We start from the raw sequence: 17,002 nt of genomic DNA, 5'->3' as shown, positions 1-17,002 counted from the left end.
CAAACCTAAAGTTTTTTTGTAAATTGTGAGATAATTTTTAACTAAAAATAAAAACATTATGAACATTGCTTTAATTATCCTACTGGTCTTTGGGTTTTTCATTTTACTTTCTTCATTTTTTACAGTCAAACAGCAAACCGCTGTTGTTGTAGAGCGATTTGGAAAATTTTTAAGTATCAGACAATCCGGTTTGCATTTGAAAATTCCATTAATTGACAGAATTGCAGGACGTGTAAATCTAAAAATTCAACAATTAGACGTTATCATTGAAACAAAAACCAAAGACAACGTTTTTGTGAAGCTAAAAGTTTCGGTTCAGTTTATGGTTATCAAAGAGACTGTTTATGATGCTTTTTACAAACTGGAATATCCACACGATCAAATTACTTCTTATGTATTTGATGTCGTTCGTGCCGAAGTTCCAAAATTGAAACTGGATGATGTTTTTGAAAGAAAAGATGATATTGCCATTGCTGTAAAAAGAGAATTGAACGAAGCCATGACTACTTATGGTTACACAATCATCAATACTTTGGTAACGGATATCGATCCGGATATTCAAGTTAAAAATGCCATGAACAGAATAAATGCTGCCGACAGAGAAAAAACGGTTGCTGAATTTGAAGCAGAAGCATCCAGAATTAGAATTGTTGCTAAAGCGGAAGCAGAAGCAGAAAGTAAGCGTTTACAAGGACAAGGTATTGCGAACCAAAGAAGAGAAATTGCAAAAGGTTTGGTAGAAAGTGTAGATGTTTTGAACAGAGTTGGAATCAATTCACAGGAAGCTTCAGCATTGATTGTAGTAACCCAACATTATGATACGCTGCAAGCTATTGGTGCTGATGCCAATTCAAATTTGATTTTATTACCAAATTCTCCACAAGCCGGAAGTGACATGCTTAATAACATGATTGCTTCATTCAGTGCTTCAAATCAAGTAGGTGAATTAATGAAAAAGAGAAGTGAAAGAGGGAATTCTAGAAGGGAAAATGCGGTCGAATTACCTGATGCACCAGAAACTCCTGATACGGAAGAATAATTACTTAAATCATAAAAAAAGAGGCTTAAACGCCTCTTTTTCTTTTTGCAAACCAATTTTTGATAAACGGTATTGCTTTATTAAGTATAAATGGTGCTGCCGTTGAAACGATTGCTCCATAAGGAATAACAGAACTATACGATCCTATTAAATCGCTTACAATGTTTTGAGGTGTAAAACTTTCTTTAGTTTTCTTTACACCAAAAACCAATTTTTGATAACTGAGTTCTTTTTCAATCTTTAAAATTTCAAGTTCTCTGTCGATTTGAGCGTAAGAAGAATATTTTTTGGTTTCCATAAATTAGTCGTTAAAAAATATTTCTGAAAATTTCTCTAATATTGGTCCTTCTACAATTTTATCTTTTATTAAAAATAATAGACTGGTTATCAATAAATATATCCCTCCTATTATTAAAAATCCCAATGGATAATTATCTAAATATTTACCAATTGCCATTGCTCCTGCTATAGAACAAAACAGTAAAACCATACTAAAACATAAAAAAATCAATGTGAACTTAAGAATCATGGTCGTCGATTTCATTGCTACTTTGAAACCCCATAATTTATAATAAGCCACATTGCTCTGGATATACCCTTGTATTTGTTCCTGAATATCCTCCGTATTTTCTTTTAATTCTTCAAAAGCCATGTATTTAGTTTTAAGATTTGTCAGATCGATGAATCAAGACTATTTCTGAAGCTTTGCATTTTGTCTTTTTAACTCCGCTAATTTTTCTTCTAAAAAAGAAATTACTTCTTCGGTTTTATGACTCATATTTGAAACTAAATCTTCATAAGTTTCTTCTAAGTCAAATTTAGCAGTTGTTAATTTGTCGGTCAATTGTAAAGATACCGTATCAAATTTACTCTGAAGATCATTTTTAGCATCATCAAAACTATCTTTCAATTTACCTCTGGTTTTTGACCCTTTATCCGGTGCATATAAAATTCCTAATCCAGCTCCAATTGCTACTCCTGCTAAAACAGCCAATAATGTATTCCCTGTAGTATTCGACATAATTCTAAATTTTAAGAGTTTGTTATATAAAGTTACACAATTATTAACAACATCCCGTTAACAACTCGTTAAAGTGTATTTATATAAGACAAAAAGCAAATAAAAGCGCGCTGTTAAACGATTATTTTAAATTTATACTGATTGTTATTTATTCTGAAAAATACCTTAAAAAACGATTTATAGAAGCTGTTTTTAATCAGATAAAAATATCAAAATAAATATTTCGATAATAAAATACAATAATAAAAAAAGCCCTCTAAAAAGAGAGCTTTAAATTGATAAAATCTATTTAAAAAAAGAATCTTATATTTTAAGATCATTTAATAATTGTAACACTTTTTCGTTTTTCTCGTTTGTTTTTAATTCTGAAAGCTGTGTTTGAAAAAGAGTAAAATTGTTTAAATCATTTTGTAAATTTTCAATTGCCAAAATTCGAACAGCAGGCATTTGACTTTTTAATGACATCGTGTATAATTTTGTCAAAGCTTCTTCTTCAATATCTTTTACCTGTACTTTATCAGAATGATGCAAAATCAAATTTGAAAACAATAACGAGTTATTATCATTCTTAATATTTTTGACAATAGTCTGAATAATTAAACTGTAATTATCAATACTTTTTATATTTTCAACAATACTGTTTAGAATCAAATTGGCACTGTTTTCATCTTTTTCCTTTACATATTTATTGATTTCCTTTTGAGTGTTCATCAATAAATTTTCTTCTTTTTTGCCTTTTTCTTCCCAAGCATCTTTCAATCCAACCGTTTTATTAAAGACAATTTTCCCTTCGGTTGTATCGTTATCCACATTGAAATAACCCAAACGTTGAAACTGGAATTTCTCTCCAGATTGAACCGTTGCTAAACTTGGTTCTACAAATCCTTTTACAATTTGTAATGAACTTGGATTCATAAATTCTAAGAAATTTTTCTCTTTATGACTGTCTGGCGCTTCATCAATAAACAAGCGATCGTAGAGACGAACTTCTGTTTCTAAAGCATGTTGTATCGAAACCCAATGCAAGGTTCCGGCCACTTTCCTTTGACTGGCTTCGCTCCCACTTCCGCTTCTGCTATCTTCGTCATACGTTACATGAATCTCTGTAATATTTCCAGCAGCATCTTTTATAACACTTTCTCCTTTAATAATATAAGCATTTTTAAGACGTACTTCTCTTCCTAAACTCAATCGGAAAAACTTAGCGGGAGCATCTTCTAAAAAGTCTTCTCTTTCAATAAATAATTCTTTTGAAAAAGGAACTTTTCTAAATCCTGCGCTTTCGTCTTCCTGATTATTTTCGGCTTCCAGCCATTCTTCTTTATCTTCAAGATAATTAGTGATTACCAATTTTATTGGATCTAAAACCGCCATAACTCTTGGAGCCGTTTTATTCAAATCTTCGCGTAAGCAAAATTCCAAAAGTGAAAAATCAATTATATTTTCTCTTTTAGCAACACCAATAATATCACAAAATTTACGAATAGAATTCGCAGTATACCCTCTTCTTCTTAATCCGGAAATCGTTGGCATTCTTGGATCATCCCAACCATTTACTATATTTTCCTGAACCAATTGCAACAGTTTTCGCTTGCTCATTACCGTGTAATTCAAGTTCAAACGCGCAAATTCATATTGATGTGGTTTTACTTTTGAGTCATCATAAATTTGGTCCAAAAACCAGTTGTATAATTCTCTGTGCATTACAAATTCTAAAGTACAAATAGAATGTGAAATTTGCTCTATATAATCACTTTCTCCATGTGCAAAATCATACATGGGATATATTTTCCAATCGTTTCCAGTTCTGTGATGATGGCGGTGTAAAACACGATACATCAATGGATCACGCATCAACATATTAGTCGAAGTCATATCAATTTTAGCACGTAAAACATGGCTTCCTTCCTCAAAATCTCCATTTTTCATTCCTTCAAACAAGGTAAGGTTTTCTTCAATAGAACGGTTTCTATAAGGTCCATCAACTCCAGGTTGTGTTGGCGTACCTTTTTGCGCAGCCATATCTTCTGAAGATTGACTGTCTATATAAGCCTTACCGTTTTTAATCATTTTTACAGCCCAATCATACAATTGTTGGAAGTAATCAGATGCATAGCGTTCTTCGGCCCAATTGAAACCCAACCATTGCAAATCTTCTTTTATTGCATCTACATATTCTTGCTCTTCTTTGGCAGGATTTGTATCGTCAAAACGCAAATTAACTGGCGCATTGTACTTTAAACCTAATCCAAAATTCAAGCAAATTGATTTGGCGTGGCCAATATGCAAATAACCATTAGGTTCTGGTGGAAAACGGAAACGTAATTTATCTTGAGGAAAACCGTTTGATAAACTGTCTTCAATGATTTGTTCTATAAAATGGAGTGATTTTTCTTCAGTTGACATTTTTTTGTTTTATTTTAGCAAAGGTAAAAAAGTTTAAGGTTTAATGTTTAATGTTTCCATAGAAACCTATGAAAAGTTAGCAATTCCGCTTTAAACTTTACACTTTAAACAAAAAATAAAATAATGGGAATTATAAAACTTAAAAATATCAGAACCTACTCCTACCACGGTTGTTTAATCGAAGAAGGAAAAATTGGGTCTGACTATACCGTAAATTTAGAAGTGAAGACTGATTTGAGAAAATCTAGTATATCCGATGATTTGAAAGATACTGTGGATTATGTGCTTCTAAATCGTATTGTTGTAGAAGAAATGGCGATTCGATCGGACTTATTAGAACATGTGGCACACCGTATTTTGACGAGAATATTTGAAGAAATTCCTGAAATATCCAGAATTATTGTAGCGGTTTCTAAACTCAATCCTCCTATTGGCGGTGATGTTGAAGCAGTTACTATTGAGTTAGAAGAATACAGAAGTTAATTTAAAATATTTTTTAAAACTTTTAAACTTTAAGCTTTTAAACATTAAACTTTTTAAGTACTTTTGCCATCCGTTTAACCATGGCGTCGTGGCCGAGCGGCTAGGCTGGGCTCTGCAAAAGCTCCTACTCCGGTTCGAATCCGGACGATGCCTCTAAAGAGATACAGAAATGTATCTCTTTTTTTTTGTTTTAATTTTTAAGAAAAATTAAGTAAATATAGGGTTCGAATCCGTCCCGAAGCTTCGGGAGATGCCTCTAAAAGAGATACAGAAATGTGTCTCTTTTTTTTGTTTTAATTTTTAAGAAAAATTAAGTGTCAAGTTTTAATGAAACTTAATTTCTTAATAGTTTAAAAAACTTATATGACTTATATGTTTAAATAAAAAAAGCCCTGAATCTAAATCAATTAGAATCAAGGCTTTTACTATTTTATAAAAATTATTATCTATTAATTATCGATTTTATCAAATGCTTTTTTAACCATTTCTTTTTCTTCCGGGAACCAACCTTGGGTGATTAAAACCATTCCGAAAACCATCATTACAATACTGATTCCTTTTTTAATTTTTAGAATATTTACTGGTGTTAGTTTTGTTTTTAATTGCTTCGCCAAAAGTATTTTGATACAATCAACAAACAAATAGGTTCCAATAACTGCAATAAAAAAAGTGATCATTCTGGGTGTTTGCATTTCTAGTTTTGGTCCAACAGAAATAATGATTGCCAGCCAAAAACCCAGTACACCAATATTGATAATATTCAACAAAAAACCTTTTATGAAAAGGCTTATATAATTTTTTTTGACAATTTCTTTGTCAATAATATCCGTATTGATTTTATGTTCTTTTTTTAATTGTATGAAGGAAATTATACCATAAGCCAACATTAATACACCTCCAAAAATAAAAAGAGCCGGTTGATCTTTTAAACTTTGAATCAATCGGTAACTTCCTAAATATGCAATTCCAATAAAAACAATATCCCCTAAAATCACTCCTAAATCAAATACTAAAGCCGCTCTAAATCCTTTTATAATACTTGTTTCCAGTAAAATAAAAAAAACAGGACCAATCATAAAACTTAAGAAAATTCCCCAAGGAATACCAGCTAAAATGTCGTTTATCATTAAAAATTTAAATTTATTACGCTAAAATCTAAACCAAAGTACTAATTTTTTTCTAAAATCGTACCGCCAATGAATACTTCCTTGTTAATCTGTTTAGGTTTACCGTAGATAAATATAGAGCCACCAGCACGAACTTTTGCATCAACTAAGGTAGAAGCATGAATTTCAGATTTTCCGCCAGCAGCAACGCTTATTGTAGTTTGTGAAGTCTCTAAATCCTTAGCATTTAAAATTCCGCCCGAGGTAATTGCAACATCTTGATTTTTCGCTTTTCCTGATAAAGTAATTATTCCGCCAGCATTTGCTTTTACATTTACTTTATCAACATTTATATCTAAATTAATTTCTCCGCCAGATTTTGCATTCAAATCTAAGCTTGTTTGTTTGAAATCCTTTTCACTTGAAACATAACTTCCCTCACTGACTGCAATGCTTTCCAGGTTTTTAAAATATAGTTTAACAATAATATCATCTCCGGATAATAATTGAGGAAATGGCATTCTGATTTTTAATTCTCCATTTTTATTGACCGTTTCCACTTCCTCAGCGCGTGCTCCGGTTACGACAATCTTGTTCTCTGAAGCTTCAATTAATTTGACATTGATTTTATCAAAAACTTTAACTTCATCAAAATCTCCCAAGTTTCTGGTTACTTGTGCGTTTGTAAATTGACTTAAAAATACAAAAGCAATAATCACTAATCTTTTCATTTTTTTTATTTTAACGGTTCTTCAATTCTTCTTAAAAAATTAAAATCCAGTTGTTTTTTAACTAAATCGGCATTTTTTACTTTAACGTAAATTTCGTCTCCTAATTGTAATAATTTACCAGAAGTTGCGCCGGTTAGTGCATATTGTTTTTCGTCAAAAGTGTAATAATCATCTTTTATATCTCTGATCCTACACATTCCTTCACATTTATTCTCGATGATTTCAACATAAATTCCCCATTCCGTCACACCAGAAATTACGCCTAAAAATTCCTCATCCTGATGATCCTGCATGTATTTTACCTGCATGTATTTGATAGAATCACGTTCCGCATTGGTTGCTAAACCTTCCATTGTTGACGAATGCAAACATTTTGTTTCATACGTTTCTTCATCAACTGATTTTCCTCCATCTAAATAATGCTGCAACAATCTATGCACCATTACATCGGGATAACGACGAATTGGCGAGGTAAAATGCGAATAATAATCAAAAGCTAAACCGTAATGTCCTATATTATCCGTAGAATATTTAGCTTTACTCATACTTCTAATTGCAAGAGTATCAATAAGATTTTGCTCTTTTTTACCATTTACATCTTCCATTAATTTATTCAAAGCTTGTGAAATAGAACCTTGTTTAAAATCAATTTTATGTCCAAACTTAGCAATAACAGCTTGCATCGCAAAAAGTTTATCCTCATTTGGCTCATCGTGAATTCTGTAAATGAAAGTCTTTTTTTGTTTTCCAATATATTCCGCAACTTTCCTATTAGCTAAAAGCATGAATTCTTCAATCAGATGATTCGCATCTTTTGAAACTTTAAAATAAACGCCTTGAGGTTCGCCGGCTTCATCTAAATTGAATTTCACCTCTACTTTATCAAAAGAAATAGCTCCTTCAGCCATTCTTCTTTTTCTTAGAATTTTGGCTAATTCATCCATTTTAAGCGTCGCAGCAACGATTGCTGCCGAAACTTGATAAGAACTTCCTGTAATCGAAATTTCTTCTGGAATAACATCATCTTTGGTTTCTATGATATATTGCGCTTCTTCATAAGCAAAACGCTGATCAGAGTAAATCACTGTTCTTCCAAACCATTGATTCACTACTTGAGATGTTTCAGTGATTTCGAATATGGCCGAAAACGTATATTTTTCTTCATTTGGACGTAAAGAACAAGCAAAATTTGATAATACTTCCGGTAACATTGGCACTACTCGATCCACTAAATAAACTGAAGTTGCTCTTTGATATGCTTCATCATCCAGGATTGTTCCTTCTTCAAGATAATACGAAACATCGGCAATGTGAATACCAATTTCGTAATTACCATTTTCTAGTTTCTTGAATGAAAGTGCATCATCAAAATCCTTCGCATCTTTTGGATCAATGGTAAAAGTCAACGTATCTCGCATGTCGCGACGTTTGGCAATTTCACTTTCTTCTATCGAAGTATCAATTTTTTGTGCAAATGTTTCCACTTCAATAGGAAACTCTGACGGCAAACCGTATTCAGCAAGAATTGCATGGATTTCTGTATCGTGCTCTCCTGGTTTCCCTAAAACTTTTATTACGGAACCAAAAGGACTATCCGCTCTGGCTGGCCAATCTTCAATATGAACCAAAACTACATCGCCCTGCTCCGCCTCGCCTATTTTATCCTTTGGAATAAAAATATCAGTATACATTTTTGGATTTGCGGTAGAAACAAAAGCAAAATTAGCTTGAATGTCAATAACACCTACAAAATCGGTTTTATGTCTTTCAAGGACTTCAATCACTTCACCTTCCGGTCTTTTTCCTTTTCTACGATTGTAAACATAAACCTTGACAATGTCTTTGTCTAAAGCGTGGTTTAAGTTATTTGTAGGAATAAAGACATCTTCTTCCATATCAGGACAAACAAAATAAGCTGTTTTACGTCCCGTCATGTCAATCTTACCTTCGTAATACTCTTTACTTTCAGCTTTCACTAAGTATTTACCTGGTTCTGACTCTATAATTTTATTTTGCGAAGCCAGAATTTTCAAATCTTTAATAATTTGATTTCTGCTTTCGGTATCGTCAAGCTCCAGCTTTGCTCCTATTTGTTTGTAGTTAAATGCTTTATTAGCACTTTGCGATAATATTTTTATAATTTTTTCAGAGAAATCTTTCCCTTTTTTTATCGGCTTTCTTAATCTTTTACTCATAAATCTGTTCTTAAAAGTCTAAAATTACAAAATACTAAACTGTTATCAGTAAAGAGAGCACAGTTTTAAAGAAAATATAACTTTACAGAATAGTTGTATCTTTATAAAAAGTATCAAAAATGGAAGAATTTCAAACCATTGCAATTTTCAATTATTCGCATGAAATTGTAGTTATAAAGCATTTGCTGGAGCAGGAAGAGATTAACTATTTTTTTGAAAACGAAACGTTGGTTTCAATCGATCCGTTTGGAAGTTTCGCCTACGGTGGAATCAAACTCAAAATTCATTTCAACGATTTTGAAAAAGTTCAGGAACTGTTAGACAACTTGAACAACAAATTGAAAATTGTTTGAAACTGAAATCCATCTAAAATCAATTTTTTGACTTTGAATTTTTTGAAAGTTGTCAACATATATTTAAATAAACAAAAAGAAAATTTAAATTTAAAATCTTTCTTGGTTGTTATTATAGCTTGTTAATAGTGGCAATAAATTTATTTTAAAATGCATTGAAATCAAGTTTTAGGATGTTATTGGGAGTTATCAACATACTTATTTTAGGATAAAGTATTAGTTTTAAAGTATTTTTAGATTTTAATTAACAATGGTTGATAACAGAAAAACTATTGGTTTTGTAAATAACTCACACAACGGTTTTTTGTTGATAACCTACTTTTTAATATTGATAACTATTCTAAAAATTCCTCAAACTAAATTAGGATTTAAAAACTGGGTTTTGGATTACTTTTTTTTTCGATACAACCAAAAAATAGTTCTTATTTTCTATCCAAAGTTATGAACATAGTATGTTAATTTAAAGTTAACTGAATATCAAGCAATTGCGTTTTGCTATTAACAATGCAATTTTTTAACATTTATAATATAAAGTTTTCATTGATATACAGTTAATTATACATTTAAAAGAATTGTTGATAACTGCTAAATAATTCATAATATGATAGTTACAAAACAAATTCTTGATTGTAGTTTTGATGCTGCATTTGAGTTGAAATTATCAAATAAAGAAGCCTTAATTAATTCATCAGAATAGATTACTTTATTTAAATTTGCAGCACACAACTTAATACATATAATATGAAAATCTCCATAGGAAACGATCACGCAGGACCGGATTACAAAAAAGCAATTGTTGAAATGCTGCAAGCAAAAGGACATGAAGTAACGAATTACGGAACCGATTCAGCAGAAAGCGTGGATTATCCTGATTTTGGACGTCCGGTTGCCACAGATGTTTCTGAAGGAAAAGCTGATTTTGGAATTATTATTTGCGGAAGCGGAAACGGAATTTCAATGACAGCTAATAAACAATCTAAAGTTCGTGCGGCTTTATGCTGGATGAAAGAAATTGCAGTTTTGGCGCGTCAGCATAATGATGCCAATATTATTAGCATTCCTGCTCGTTTCACTTCGATTCCACAAGCAGTAGAAATGGTAGAAGCTTTTTTAAACACTGAATTTGAAGGTGGAAGACACCAAAATAGAGTAGATAAAATTTCTTGTTAGTACTCTATTATTCCAGAATAAAAAAGTACAAAAAGGATTAAAATTTGGATTAATACAATTCCGTAAAACCTCAAAAGGAAGCTTTCTTTTGAGGTTTTATGTCTAAAAAAAAGCATCGCTAACCCAGAACCAATTGTTCCGCCCAGAATACTTGTAAACAATAAATTACGCTCTGAAATTCTCCATATTTGCTTTACGGCCAGCTGTTTGTCTATACCTATTATTGAAAAAGCAACTAAGTTAATAAGTGGAAAATACCAAAACAGAAAAGACATAAACAAGAGATTTTGACCCAAAGATAGCGCTTTAGCAAGAATAAATGGGAACAAAATACAATGTTCTAAAATAGAATAATGTGCTTAAAAATATGAAGCATTGGGTGTAATTCAATTTTTTTAAAAGCAGAAATTCCAATCTTGAAAACATAATTTTTCGAGATTGGAATTTCATTTTGTGATTAATCGGATTAAAAATTCAGAAGTACTATTCATCAAAATTTAAATTAGTAGGTTCTATAATTTTTTCTGATTTTTCAATTTTCTTTCCGGTTGTTTCCACGGAACTATCTACAATTTCGAAGCTCAAATTGTCAAACCAGATTTTTCCTGTTCCTCGCACTAATGCACCGTATGAAATTTTTGAAGCAGTTGTAGGAACATCTACTACAATTTCATATTTTTTCCAGTCATTTGTGCCAATTATAGGGCGGTCATTCATGTTATCAAACGAAAGTATTTGTTGGGAATTCGCTTTTTCAACTCGCAACCAAAAGCAAGCTTTACCGGCAACATCTTTTGTTTTTACATATCCGGAAAGTCGGATTCTTTTACCTAGATATTTTTCGGCGGTAAAACTCTGCATAAGCGTACCAAATCCCGAAATATTAGGCATTATAGATTGAATTGTTGCGGCATTTTTCCCGTCGTAACCTGCTCCTTTTTCGACTCTCATGTCATAACTGTTTGGATCACTTCCGGATTTAAACCAACCAGACGGTAATTCAAATGACAAAAATGTTAACGCTAATCCAATTAGCAAAAAACGTTTAATAGTAGTAGTTTCCATATTTGTGAGGTATTAATTGTTTACTTACTTTTCATAGTTAGTAGGATTTTAATAACTGTAAATCAGTGACTTATAAAATTAGTCAAAAATTTACGATTCACAACATTAAAATTTAATTATATTTTGAACAACATTAAAATTGGTTAAAAAACAATGTATTTTTGTTTTCCATTAAAATCTATACCCGCCTAATAAGGTCAGCATTATGACAAACATCGATTACATCAAAAAACATGTTGCAACAGCAGCTATAAACATTCAAAATACCGTTCAATTATTACAAGAGGATTGTACCATTCCATTTATTTCGCGCTATCGGAAAGATAAAACCGGTAATTTGGACGAGGTTTTTATTGAGCAAATTGCCAAATTCCAGAAGGAATATGAAGTGATTGTAAAACGCAAAGAAGCGATTTTAAAATCTATTCAGGAACAAAATGCACTTAGCCCAGATTTAGAGAAAAAAATCCAGCAAAGTTTCGATTTACAGGAATTGGAAGATTTTTATCTGCCTTTTAAAAAGAAGAAAAAAACAAAAGCCGATACAGCCCGAGAAAATGGATTGGAACCGCTAGCCAAAATCATTATGGCGCAAAATAATGATGATGTCGATTTTATTTCGACAAAATATTTGAACGAAAATATCATCAATGAAGATGCGGCATTACAAGGCGCAAGAGATATTATTGCCGAATGGATTAATGAAAATATTTATGTTCGAAAGCAACTTCGAAGATTATACGAACGCAAAGCCACCATTACCACTAAAGTTGTAAAAACAAAAAAAGACGACGAAGCAGCACAGAAATTCAGTCAATATTTCGATTGGTCAGAACCGTTGACTAAAGCACCTTCGCACAGATTATTAGCCATGCTTCGTGCCGAAAATGAAGGTTTTATCAAGTTTAAAGTAGAGGTCGATATCGATGAAGCGTATGATATTATTGATGCGTTAGTTTTAAAAAGTCAAAATAAAACTACGTCGCACGTACAATTAGCCATAGAGGACAGTTACAAACGATTACTGAATCCAGCCATTTCAAACGAAGCTTTGCAAGAAGCCAAAGCCAAGGCTGATGCCAATTCTATTCAGGTTTTTGCGAATAATTTAGGGCAGTTATTGCTGGCTCCGCCTTTGGGTGAAAAAAGAATTCTCGCCATTGATCCAGGTTTTAGAAGCGGATGTAAAATTGTTTGCTTGGACGAAAAAGGAGATTTATTGTATAACGAAACCATTTATCCGCATGCGCCTCAAAAAGAGGAAGCGATGGCGATGAAAAAAATTCGTTCGATGGTGAATTCCTATAAAATTGATGCAATTTCAATAGGAAACGGAACGGCTTCACGCGAAACGGAATTCTTTATCAAGAAAATAGCTTTTGATAAGCCGGTTCAAGTCTTTATCGTTTCAGAAGCAGGAGCATCTGTGTATTCGGCTTCGAAAATTGCTAGAGACGAATTTCCTAATTATGATGTTACGGTTCGAGGTTCGGTTTCTATCGGAAGAAGATTATCAGATCCTTTGGCAGAGTTGGTAAAAATTGACCCGAAAGCCATTGGCGTAGGCCAATACCAACATGACGTGGATCAAAATAAATTAAAAGAGGAATTAGATAATACGGTAATTCGGTGCGTGAATTCAGTTGGGATAAATATCAATACAGCGAGTAAACATTTATTGAGTTATGTGAGCGGAATAGGAGAGAAGCTGGCTGAAAACATAGTTCAATACCGTTCAGAAAATGGCCCTTTTCAAGATCGAAAACAATTAAAAAAAGTCCCTCGTTTGGGTGAAAAAGCGTATCAGCAAGGCGTTGCTTTTATTCGAATTTCGAATGCAAAAAATCCATTGGATAATTCAGCGGTTCATCCCGAAGCGTATGGAATTGTGGAAAAAATGGCAAAAGATTTGAAATTGACGGTGAATGATTTGATTGCCAATAAAGAAAAAACAGCTCTGATACAACCAGAAAATTACATTACACCAGAAATAGGTTTATTGGGACTGAAAGACATTATCAAAGAATTGGAGAAACCAGGATTAGACCCAAGAAAATCAGCTAAAGTTTTTGAATTTGACCCGAATGTAAAAACGATAAAAGATGTAAAAAAAGGAATGGTTTTACCGGGAATTGTCAATAACATTACCAATTTTGGTTGTTTTGTGGATATTGGAGTCAAGGAAAGTGGTTTGGTTCACATTTCGCAACTCAAAGCCGGTTTTGTAAGCGATGTAAATGAAGTGGTAAAATTACACCAACACGTTCAAGTAAAAGTAACGGAAGTAGATGAGGATAGAAAGAGAATTCAGTTGACGATGGTTATTTAACTAGGAACCAAAAAAATTGATTAAATTTGAATAGAAAAAAATCAATTATGGAAGATTGGCAAAAATACATCAGCATAAATCCAGAAATTAGGAGTGGAAAACCTTGTATTTCTGGCACTAGAATTACAGTTTCGGATGTGTTATCTTATTTAGCAGCAGGAATGTCGATGGAAGAAATTATTGCAGATTTTCCAGCCTTAGATAAAGAAAAAATTATTGCAACACTTTCATTTGCAGCTTATCGAGATAGGATAACAACAATTGCTTTTGCCTCGTGAAGTTATTATTAGATGAAAATTTGTCTTGGCGAATGATAAAACAGCTTACGCCAATTTTCTCAGAAGTTGTTCACGCAGCAGAATTAAAAATTAAACAACCTGCAGATGATATTTCGATTTGGGATTATGCTAATAAAAATGGATTTACAATCATCAGTAAAGACGATGATTTTGAGAAAATTGTACTTTTAAGAAAAGCACCACCCAAGCTAATTTATCTTAGAACCTATAATTTAGATACTAAAAAATTAGTCAATTTGATTCTGGAAAATAAAGACAAAATAATCAAATTTATTAATTCTGATCAAAACGACATTTTCGAAATTTATTCCAATTAGTTTAGAATAAAGTTATAAAATAATGATAATTAAAACCATAAAAAAAGGCTTTTCAAATTATGAAAAGCCTTTTTTTTTATTTTATTTCTTCTTCTTTTTTATCAGCTGGCTGACCGTCTTTGGCTGCGTTTTTGAATTCTTTGATTCCGCTTCCTAAACCTTTCATAAGTTCCGGGATTTTTTTACCACCAAAAAGTAATAAAACAATCGCTAATATAACGAGGATTTCTGTAACACCTAATCTTCCCATGATAGAATAATTTATTGCCGAAGCAAATTTGTAATAAACCTAAAAGCAAAGGTATATAGAATTAGTTTACGGAAATTCATTTTGATGCATTTATTTGGTTTCAACTGCGTTAAAAATTTATTAAAACTTAATTTATGTTTGTAATAATCAAGAAAAACAAGGAAATACAAGCAACGACAATAATTGTTATATTTGTTCAATAATCAATTTTTATGTCCAAGAAAAGACAAAAACGAAAAAAAATCAAAGAAAAACTATTCAATAAACGACGTTTAATCATACTAAACGAAGATACATTTGAAGAAACTTTTTCATTGAAACTTACTTTAATGAACGTTTTTGTGGTAGCCTCTTTAGGAGCAATAATTATTACATTTGTTACCACTTTTATTATAGCTTTTACTCCTTTACGGGAATTTATACCAGGATATTCTTCGTCAAAATTAAAGAGAGATGCTATGGAACTGGCTTTAAAATCAGATTCTTTGTCAAAAGCCTTGAAAAGAAATGAAGCATATATCAAATCCATTCAGAAAGTGTTGACAGGAGAATTAGAATATGCAAAATTCAGTAAAGATTCGATACTGGAAGCAGCAGATGAAATTAGCACACGAGTTGATTTATCGCCATCCAAAGAAGAACTGGAATTGCGGGAACAAGTAGCAAAAGAAGAGAAAAATACGCTTTCTAAAAAATCAAAAAAAGAGTAAAAAAATAGACTTTTATCTTTTAAAGAACAAAAATAAAAATGTCAATAAAATCAATTGCAGCCAAAATATTTGCACAAAAAATATACAAGAAAACACAACTTTGGGCCAATAATCCTATTGAAACGCAAAAAAAGGTTTTACAAAAATTAATCAAAGATGCAAAGCAAACACAATTTGGTATCGACCATCATTTTGATCAAATAAAAAATGAGAAGGATTTTGCCAAACAAGTTCCAGTTCGGGATTATGAAGCGTTAAAACCGTATGTGGATAAGGTGGTAAAAGGGGAGGAGAACATCCTTTGGAAAGGAAAACCGCTCTATTTCGCCAAGACTTCCGGGACGACTTCCGGAGCTAAATATATTCCGTTGACTAAGGAATCGATGCCGTATCATATTGAGGCTGCTCGCAATGCGATTCTGCATTATATTCATGAAACTGGAAAAGTTGATTTTGTTGACGGAAAAATGATTTTCTTGCAAGGAAGTCCAATATTAGAAGAAAAAAATGGCGTTAAATTAGGGCGATTGTCTGGAATTGTGGCGCATTTTGTTCCAAAATACCTTCAAAAAAACAGAATGCCCTCTTGGGAAACGAATTGTATCGAAGATTGGGAAACCAAAGTGAATGCAATTGTCGAGGAAACATTCAACGTAAATATGGCTGTGATTTCCGGGATTCCTTCTTGGGTACAAATGTATTTTGAGAAATTGCATCAAAAAGGCGGGAAGCCAGTGGGTGAAATCTTCAAAAACTTTAATTTGTTTATTTACGGAGGCGTGAATTATGAACCATATCGTGCCAAATTTGAAAATCTTATTGGACGAAAAGTAGATAGTATTGAGTTATTTCCGGCTTCGGAAGGGTTTTTTGCGTACCAGGATTCACAAAAGGAAAAAGGTATGTTATTGCTTTTGAACTCCGGAATTTTTTATGAATTCATAAAAAGTGACGAATTCTATACTGATAATCCAAAACGATATACGATTGGCGAAGTGGAATTGGGAGTGAATTATGTTTTGATAATTTCTACCAATGCGGGACTTTGGGGCTATAACATTGGCGATACCGTACAGTTTACCAGTTTAAAACCATACCGAATAATTGTCTCGGGAAGAATCAAACATTATATTTCGGCTTTTGGCGAACATGTAATTGGGAAAGAAGTGGAAAGTGCGCTGCAGGAAGCAATTATTGGAACTAACATTCGAATCAATGAATTTACGGTGGCACCACAAATCAATCCCGCAGCAGGATTGCCATATCACGAATGGTTCATAGAATTTGAAAACGAGCCGGAAGACAGCGTATATTTTGCGGAAGCGTTAGACAATGCCATGCGAAAACAAAACATGTATTATGATGATTTGATTGTGGGCAAAGTGTTGCAAAAAGTGGTGGTTACCAAAGTGGTTAAAAACGGTTTTCAGGACTATATGAAATCGATTGGAAAATTAGGAGGTCAAAATAAAATCCCCAGACTTTCGAATGATAGGAATATAGTGGATTTGTTAAAAAGTAAATAAAT

19 protein-coding genes and 1 tRNA gene are annotated in these 17,002 nt (G+C 32.3%); 10 read left to right on the top strand and 10 right to left on the bottom strand.

Annotation, left to right across the window (positions count from 1 at the left end):
- Window positions 1–58 precede the first annotated feature (58 nt).
- The gene (locus IWX80_RS05730) at window positions 59–1,039 is read left to right on the top strand and encodes an SPFH domain-containing protein (protein ID WP_113635777.1); all 981 of its coding nucleotides are present in this window, start codon (window positions 59–61) and stop codon (window positions 1,037–1,039) included.
- Window positions 1,040–1,064: 25 nt separating this feature from the next.
- Here the strand turns inward: IWX80_RS05730 and IWX80_RS05725 are convergent, their stop codons facing one another.
- From IWX80_RS05725 to IWX80_RS05710, 4 genes are all read right to left on the bottom strand, one after another.
- Complete coding sequence (locus tag IWX80_RS05725) at window positions 1,065–1,337, bottom strand: DUF6327 family protein (RefSeq protein ID WP_113635775.1); 273 nt, start codon at window positions 1,335–1,337, stop codon at window positions 1,065–1,067.
- Window positions 1,338–1,340: 3 nt separating this feature from the next.
- Window positions 1,341–1,691 (bottom strand): competence protein, encoded by a 351-nt coding sequence (locus tag IWX80_RS05720; protein ID WP_113635773.1) that lies wholly within the window; start codon window positions 1,689–1,691, stop codon window positions 1,341–1,343.
- 39 nt (window positions 1,692–1,730) lie between these two features.
- Window positions 1,731–2,060 (bottom strand): YtxH domain-containing protein, encoded by a 330-nt coding sequence (locus tag IWX80_RS05715; protein WP_196852525.1) that lies wholly within the window; start codon window positions 2,058–2,060, stop codon window positions 1,731–1,733.
- Between the two features lie 303 nt (window positions 2,061–2,363).
- Window positions 2,364–4,466, bottom strand: a complete 2,103-nt coding sequence (locus IWX80_RS05710; protein ID WP_196852524.1) for a glutamine--tRNA ligase/YqeY domain fusion protein — start codon at window positions 4,464–4,466, stop codon at window positions 2,364–2,366.
- Window positions 4,467–4,589: 123 nt separating this feature from the next.
- Here IWX80_RS05710 and folB point away from each other — a divergent pair, with 123 nt between their 5' ends.
- Window positions 4,590–4,949 carry a dihydroneopterin aldolase gene (folB, locus tag IWX80_RS05705; protein ID WP_121364042.1) on the top strand — a complete coding sequence of 120 codons (360 nt, stop codon included), beginning with the start codon at window positions 4,590–4,592 and terminating at the stop codon, window positions 4,947–4,949.
- Window positions 4,950–5,031: 82 nt separating this feature from the next.
- A tRNA-Cys gene (locus tag IWX80_RS05700) sits at window positions 5,032–5,102 on the top strand.
- A 296-nt stretch (window positions 5,103–5,398) separates the two neighbouring features.
- Here IWX80_RS05700 and IWX80_RS05695 read toward each other — a convergent pair.
- Genes IWX80_RS05695 through rnr form a run of 3 tightly spaced genes read right to left on the bottom strand, consistent with a single transcriptional unit; the run spans window position 5,399 to window position 8,981 of the window.
- Window positions 5,399–6,076, bottom strand: a complete 678-nt coding sequence (locus IWX80_RS05695) for a LysE family translocator (RefSeq protein WP_196852523.1) — start codon at window positions 6,074–6,076, stop codon at window positions 5,399–5,401.
- A 41-nt stretch (window positions 6,077–6,117) separates the two neighbouring features.
- A complete protein-coding gene (locus IWX80_RS05690; RefSeq protein WP_196852522.1) occupies window positions 6,118–6,786 on the bottom strand; it encodes a head GIN domain-containing protein in 669 nt (222 codons plus the stop codon).
- Window positions 6,787–6,791: 5 nt separating this feature from the next.
- Window positions 6,792–8,981 carry a ribonuclease R gene (rnr, locus tag IWX80_RS05685; RefSeq protein ID WP_196852521.1) on the bottom strand — a complete coding sequence of 730 codons (2,190 nt, stop codon included), beginning with the start codon at window positions 8,979–8,981 and terminating at the stop codon, window positions 6,792–6,794.
- Window positions 8,982–9,100: 119 nt separating this feature from the next.
- Between rnr and IWX80_RS05680 the strand changes: the two genes are divergently transcribed.
- Window positions 9,101–9,334: a DUF2007 domain-containing protein gene (locus IWX80_RS05680; RefSeq protein ID WP_113635759.1), complete on the top strand. Its 234-nt coding sequence runs from the start codon at window positions 9,101–9,103 to the stop codon at window positions 9,332–9,334.
- 741 nt (window positions 9,335–10,075) lie between these two features.
- Window positions 10,076–10,504 (top strand): ribose 5-phosphate isomerase B, encoded by a 429-nt coding sequence (rpiB, locus tag IWX80_RS05675; RefSeq protein WP_196852520.1) that lies wholly within the window; start codon window positions 10,076–10,078, stop codon window positions 10,502–10,504.
- On the opposite strand, the gene IWX80_RS05670 is transcribed toward rpiB, so the two are convergent.
- Entirely contained in the window at window positions 10,501–10,779 is a 279-nt protein-coding gene (locus IWX80_RS05670; RefSeq protein ID WP_196852519.1) for a DUF1294 domain-containing protein, read from the bottom strand. The genes rpiB and IWX80_RS05670 overlap by 4 nt on opposite strands.
- A gap of 208 nt (window positions 10,780–10,987) precedes the next feature.
- A complete protein-coding gene (locus IWX80_RS05665) occupies window positions 10,988–11,569 on the bottom strand; it encodes a hypothetical protein (RefSeq protein WP_196852518.1) in 582 nt (193 codons plus the stop codon).
- Window positions 11,570–11,774: 205 nt separating this feature from the next.
- Here IWX80_RS05665 and IWX80_RS05660 point away from each other — a divergent pair, with 205 nt between their 5' ends.
- Genes IWX80_RS05660 through IWX80_RS05650 form a run of 3 tightly spaced genes read left to right on the top strand, consistent with a single transcriptional unit; the run spans window position 11,775 to window position 14,514 of the window.
- Complete coding sequence (locus tag IWX80_RS05660) at window positions 11,775–13,898, top strand: Tex family protein (RefSeq protein WP_196852517.1); 2,124 nt, start codon at window positions 11,775–11,777, stop codon at window positions 13,896–13,898.
- 47 nt (window positions 13,899–13,945) lie between these two features.
- Complete coding sequence (locus IWX80_RS05655) at window positions 13,946–14,176, top strand: DUF433 domain-containing protein (protein ID WP_334682227.1); 231 nt, start codon at window positions 13,946–13,948, stop codon at window positions 14,174–14,176.
- Window positions 14,173–14,514 carry a DUF5615 family PIN-like protein gene (locus tag IWX80_RS05650; protein WP_334682226.1) on the top strand — a complete coding sequence of 114 codons (342 nt, stop codon included), beginning with the start codon at window positions 14,173–14,175 and terminating at the stop codon, window positions 14,512–14,514. Before IWX80_RS05655 ends, IWX80_RS05650 begins: the two co-directional genes overlap by 4 nt.
- Window positions 14,515–14,590: 76 nt before the next feature.
- On the opposite strand, the gene tatA is transcribed toward IWX80_RS05650, so the two are convergent.
- Window positions 14,591–14,764 (bottom strand): twin-arginine translocase TatA/TatE family subunit, encoded by a 174-nt coding sequence (gene tatA / locus IWX80_RS05645; RefSeq protein WP_113636086.1) that lies wholly within the window; start codon window positions 14,762–14,764, stop codon window positions 14,591–14,593.
- A 212-nt stretch (window positions 14,765–14,976) separates the two neighbouring features.
- Between tatA and IWX80_RS05640 the strand changes: the two genes are divergently transcribed.
- Window positions 14,977–15,474 carry a peptidase gene (locus IWX80_RS05640; RefSeq protein WP_196852515.1) on the top strand — a complete coding sequence of 166 codons (498 nt, stop codon included), beginning with the start codon at window positions 14,977–14,979 and terminating at the stop codon, window positions 15,472–15,474.
- Window positions 15,475–15,512: 38 nt separating this feature from the next.
- On the top strand, window positions 15,513–17,000 hold the full coding sequence (locus IWX80_RS05635) for a GH3 family domain-containing protein (protein WP_196852514.1): 1,488 nt from the start codon (window positions 15,513–15,515) through the stop codon (window positions 16,998–17,000).
- Window positions 17,001–17,002: the final 2 nt, after the last annotated feature.

The sequence above is a fragment of the Flavobacterium sp. CAN_S2 genome, assembly GCF_015752255.1.
In the GTDB taxonomy this organism is placed as follows: Bacteria; Bacteroidota; Bacteroidia; order Flavobacteriales; family Flavobacteriaceae; genus Flavobacterium.
The sequence above is the reverse complement of the archived record's forward strand: the minus strand, read 5'-3'. Positions and strand labels throughout refer to the sequence as shown.